Source organism: Halanaerobium sp. (assembly GCF_003070835.1).
Genome location: NZ_QBLR01000267.1, coordinates 1 through 4,762, shown reverse-complemented (window position 1 = coordinate 4,762; position 4,762 = coordinate 1). Strand labels below are relative to the sequence as shown.

General features: G+C 31.3%; 4 protein-coding genes and 1 pseudogene. All 5 read right to left on the bottom strand.

What is annotated here, in order from left to right:
* Positions 1–183: 183 nt before the first annotated feature.
* Complete coding sequence (locus tag CI949_RS17025) at positions 184–1,116, bottom strand: phosphoglycerate dehydrogenase (RefSeq protein ID WP_110300762.1); 933 nt, start codon at positions 1,114–1,116, stop codon at positions 184–186.
* 40 nt (positions 1,117–1,156) lie between these two features.
* On the bottom strand, positions 1,157–2,449 hold the full coding sequence (locus CI949_RS17020) for a TRAP transporter large permease (RefSeq protein WP_110300761.1): 1,293 nt from the start codon (positions 2,447–2,449) through the stop codon (positions 1,157–1,159).
* Positions 2,449–2,928 carry a TRAP transporter small permease gene (locus CI949_RS17015; RefSeq protein WP_208292429.1) on the bottom strand — a complete coding sequence of 160 codons (480 nt, stop codon included), beginning with the start codon at positions 2,926–2,928 and terminating at the stop codon, positions 2,449–2,451. Before CI949_RS17015 ends, CI949_RS17020 begins: the two co-directional genes overlap by 1 nt.
* Positions 2,929–3,054: 126 nt before the next feature.
* On the bottom strand, positions 3,055–4,059 hold the full coding sequence (locus CI949_RS17010) for a TRAP transporter substrate-binding protein (RefSeq protein WP_110301337.1): 1,005 nt from the start codon (positions 4,057–4,059) through the stop codon (positions 3,055–3,057).
* Positions 4,060–4,281: 222 nt separating this feature from the next.
* Positions 4,282–4,762, bottom strand: a pseudogene (locus CI949_RS17005) (D-mannonate epimerase); the annotation flags it as partial.

Sequence of the window (4,762 nt, the reverse complement as noted above, 5' to 3'; positions counted from 1 at the left end):
GCATTTTATCTAAGTCATCTGCAGTCCAGTCCATTCCCATTCTTAAAGCATCTATTTCTGCTCCCTGTTTTCTTATTTCTTGACTTCTAAGCAATAAAACCATCTCCTTGGTAATTAAATGTTGATATCTAATATATCAGCTTTGTTATAATATTAGGGGGTATTCACCCCCCCTTTTGAAAACTATTTATTAAAAAAATCAACCACATTTTGTGCAGCTAAAACATCCATTTTTATAAAGATTTCTTCAGTAAAAGTTCCAACGTGAGGTGTTAATAATACATTATCACAATCTACTAAAACTGAATCAGTTTTAGGCTCAGTGTCAAAAACGTCTACTGCTGCATAAGCTATTAAATCACTATCTAATGCCTTTTTTAAATCTTTATTATTAACTACTGCTCCCCTAGCTGTATTAATTAAAATTGCTTTCTTTTTCATTTTTTTTAGTGCCTCATAATCAATTAAGTTTTCTGTATGTTTATTTAAAGGAACATGTAATGTTATTATATCAGCTTTTTGATATAACTCATCCAAACTAGAGTATTCCATTTCAAATTTTTCTTCGACTTCTAACTTTCTTTCAACATCATAATAAATGACATCTAAATCAAAAGCCTTGGCTTTCCTGGTTATTTCTTCACCAATATTACCCATACCAATAATACCCAGAGTTTTTCCTTCTAAACTATTTCCAAGTATCTTATTCCACTTCCCTTGATGCATCTCTTTGTTTAGAGGGATAATTCTTCTAGAAATATTTAAGATAAATGACATTACCAGCTCTGCTACAGGTTTTTCAACAACACCTAAAGTTCTTGCAACCTTGATACCTTTTTCTTCGGCATAATCAACTGCAACTGAATCAGTTCCAACACCTCTCCTAGCAATTATTTCTAAATTTGGAGACTGATCAATAACATTTTGTGATATTTCTTCTAAATCACAAATAATAGCATTCGCTTCTTTACTTAAAGAAATTATTTCTTCTTCCTTGTCTAAAAATTTATCATATTTATTTTCTATTACCTCAAATCCATTATCTTTCAATATCGTAAAAGCTTCGTCAGAAAACTTTCCAAAATATTCTGAGGTTATAGCAACTTTTTTTGACATTATTATGCCTCCTAAAATTTTTAATTTAATACTTAATTAATTAAATTCCTAGTGATGGAACAAATAATTTAGGAATATAAAAAGCGATATCCGGGAAAAATGCCATGAATATTAGAACTGCTAAAACAACCGCAATAAACATTATCACTGCTCCAAAAGAACGCTCAATCGACATATCTCCAATTCTAGCAGCAATTAAAAGACAAAGTCCATAAGGTGGAGTTACTAAACCAATGGCAAGTGTTACAATTACAACCATCCCTAACAAAACAGGACTTATACCTAAATTTATTGAGAGCGGCAAAATTACTGGTATAAATAAAATCATAGCTGGTATAGCATCCATAAATGTCCCAACAAATAAGAAAAAGAGAATAATGATTACCATAAATACCGAAGTTGATTGTATATGAGCAGTAAAGAATTGCTGCACAATAGTAGAAACCTGATAATAACCCATTAATTCTCCTAAAGCACTTGCAGTAGCTAAGGCAAATAAAGAAAGAGAACTTAAAGTTAAAGTATCTTCTAATATTCCCGGTAAATCTTTAAATTTAATAGTTTTATAATAGAACATACCAATCACAAATGTATATAAGGAAGCAAAAGCTGCAGCCTCAGTTGCTGTGTACCAGCCAGTTATAACTCCACCAATAATTATAATCGGTGTCATAAGAGCTGGAAAAGCTTCTTTTGCTAATCGTAATATTTTCTTCAAATTAGTTCTCTCATATTTTGGGTAACCACGCTTTAATGAGAGTATATAAATAACTATCATCATTCCCAGACCACTTAAAACTCCAGGAACAATACCCGCAATAAATAATTCACTGACAGATGTATTAGTTAAACCAGCATAAATAATCATCGGAATACTCGGTGGAATAATAACACCAATAGTAGAAGAAGCAGCTGTGACTCCAACTGCAGTTTCCTTGTCATAGCCTGTATCTATCATATTTGGAATTAAAACTTTACCTATCCCTGCAGTATCAGCCTGAGAAGCACCTGATATTCCGGCAAAAATCATAGACACTAAAACATTTGCATGGGCCAGTCCACCCCTAATATGACCAACAAGAGCAATAGAAAAGTTGATTAATTTTTTTGAAATCTCACCACTGTTCATTAAATTTGCAGCTAAAATAAATAACGGTACAGCTAAAAGAACAAAAGAGTTCAAACCATTAAACATTTTCATAACTACTGTAACTTCAGGAATATATGGGGCAGCTGAGATCCCTAAAAATGCTATAATTCCAATCACAAAAGCTATCGGCACACCAATAAACATTAAAAATAAAAATAAAGCAATTAGTCCAAATCCTAACATTATTCACACCTCTTCATTTCTTTATAAGCATCATATATATGGTCAATCATATATACACTCATACTGATCCCCATAATTGGAATTGAAATAAACATATATCCCATTTTAAAACTCTGTATAGAAAACCAATTATAATTCCAGAAATTCTGTGTTGCGATAATACCATAATAAATTAGAGCAATACTAAAAATTAATAAAATTGTATTAATAAATATAATTAAAATAGATTTGGCTTTACCAGTTAATTTATTAAAAAATAAAGTGAAACGGAAATGTCCTTCTCTATGTATCATAACCGATGCACCCATAAACACTGACCAAATAAAAGAATAATTAGCAGCTTCTTCTGTCCAAATTAAAGAAATACCAGTATATCTAGCAAACATTTGAATTACAATAACAAGAAAAAATAGTGATAAAAAAATCACTCCAAATGTAACCTGGATTTTTTCCATTATTCTAGTAATTTTCTTAATCATTGTTTCACCTCTTTTTATTCATAATAAAAATTTCATGTATTAAAAATTATTCATGTAAATAAATTAACTATTTATTGAAAAAATACTCCTAACAGGTTTTTACCTGTTAGGAGTGATTATCTTTAATTACTTAAGTTCTCTAATCTGTTCTAGTAATTCTGTTACACCATATTCTTCAGCTGCTTCATTCTGATAAGGTACAGCAGCTTCAATGAATGGTTCTCTATTAAGCAGGTTGATTCTGCCGCCATCCTGCATGAGAATTTTTTTGTACTCTTCTTCCTGAGCATATAAGGATGCTCTTTCAGCTTCTACACTAGCTTCTGCAGCTTCCATTAAAATTTCCTGCTGTTCAGCTGAGAAACTGTCAAACTTACGACCATTGATTAATAAGAATCTTGTTGTATAATCATGTCCAGTTTCAGATGTAAATTTACCATTTGCAGTCTTATGGTGATTCTGCTGTACATAATAAGGATATGCATTTTCAGCTGCATCTACAACATTCTGCTGAAGTGCCTGATATAATTCGCCCCAAGCTACAGATGTAGGAACTGCACCTAAACTGCTCCAGTAATCTGCAACAACACCAGAAGTCTGTGTTCTGATACTTACACCATCAAGATCTTCGATTTCATAAATTGGCTTTTTACCATAATAATGTCTTACACCAGCAGTCCAGTAACCAATCAATTTAAAGTCATTATTAGACTTTTCATTTACTATGTCTGCCATTTGAGCTCCTACTTCACCATCAACAACTTTTTCCCAGTGATCATAGCTATCAAACAAATATGGGAATGCAAATAACTGAATTTCATTGATACCGGTTCTGCTCATAAACCCAGGTGAAACTAATACAACATCTGCAGCACCAAGTTTAAGTTTTTCAACTAGCTCTGCTTCACTTGTACCTAAAGTACCAGCGTGTACTTCTACATTAATCGCACCATCAGAAAGTTCTGCAGCTTTATCTTTAAAAGCAAGCAGACCTACCTGATAAGGGTTTTCGGGAGAAGTCTGATTATGTGCAGCAACAATCTTTAATTCCTCTACAGCCATAGCACCAACAGAAAATACAGCGATTATTAATAAAGTGATTAAAACAATTGAAATTTTATTTTTTAACATAATTTCCCTCCTGATAATTAATAAAAGTTTTTATTAAAAAAACGACCAAAATTAAAATACCACCTCCTAAATATTTTGATTAAGGGATTATGAACTTATAGGCTTAACCCTTTATATATTAAATAATAGAATCTATTATTTAATTACTGTTTTGAATAGTAAAACAATGTTTTGTATTGAATCTATATAAAATATTCGCTGTAATTTTTAAAAATCCTTCTTTTATTTCTCAAAAACCCATAATCCTGTTGCAGGATTATCAATATAAAATATTTCTTCACTATTTATCTGGTTAAATCCATTTTTTAGCTGTTCTAAATTATATTTATTAATTGTTTTATCATAATCTAAATAATTAAAATTAACTTTCTCAATTTCATCTCTGCTAAGCTTAGGAGCAGCTAGTGAAATTTTAAACCTACCCTCTGAAGATCCATGAATTAAATGAGCGGCAGCAGAAAGATTATTTTTTAAATCATTGTTTTCTTTGAGATAATTAAGAACTCTTTCTGTTCCAACATATCCGTATTTGCGAATAAGTTGATCAATTTCTCTATCTTCCCCAAATTTATGAATACCGGGAGCAATAATAACCAGCTCTCCTCCGTCAGCTACGGCCATTCTGGTCCTATAAATTGCTTTAGCTCCAATCCAGGTGCTTTTAAATTTATCTTCTTTTAGAAAAACAACAATTTTTTTAGGT

Coding starts and splice junctions, on each gene's coding strand:
- CI949_RS17015 (WP_208292429.1), bottom strand. CDS start 2,928: ATGATTAAGAAAATTACTAGAATAATGGAAAAAATCCAGGTTACATTT.
- CI949_RS17025 (WP_110300762.1), bottom strand. CDS start 1,116: ATGTCAAAAAAAGTTGCTATAACCTCAGAATATTTTGGAAAGTTTTCT.
- CI949_RS17010 (WP_110301337.1), bottom strand. CDS start 4,059: ATGTTAAAAAATAAAATTTCAATTGTTTTAATCACTTTATTAATAATC.
- CI949_RS17020 (WP_110300761.1), bottom strand. CDS start 2,449: ATGTTAGGATTTGGACTAATTGCTTTATTTTTATTTTTAATGTTTATT.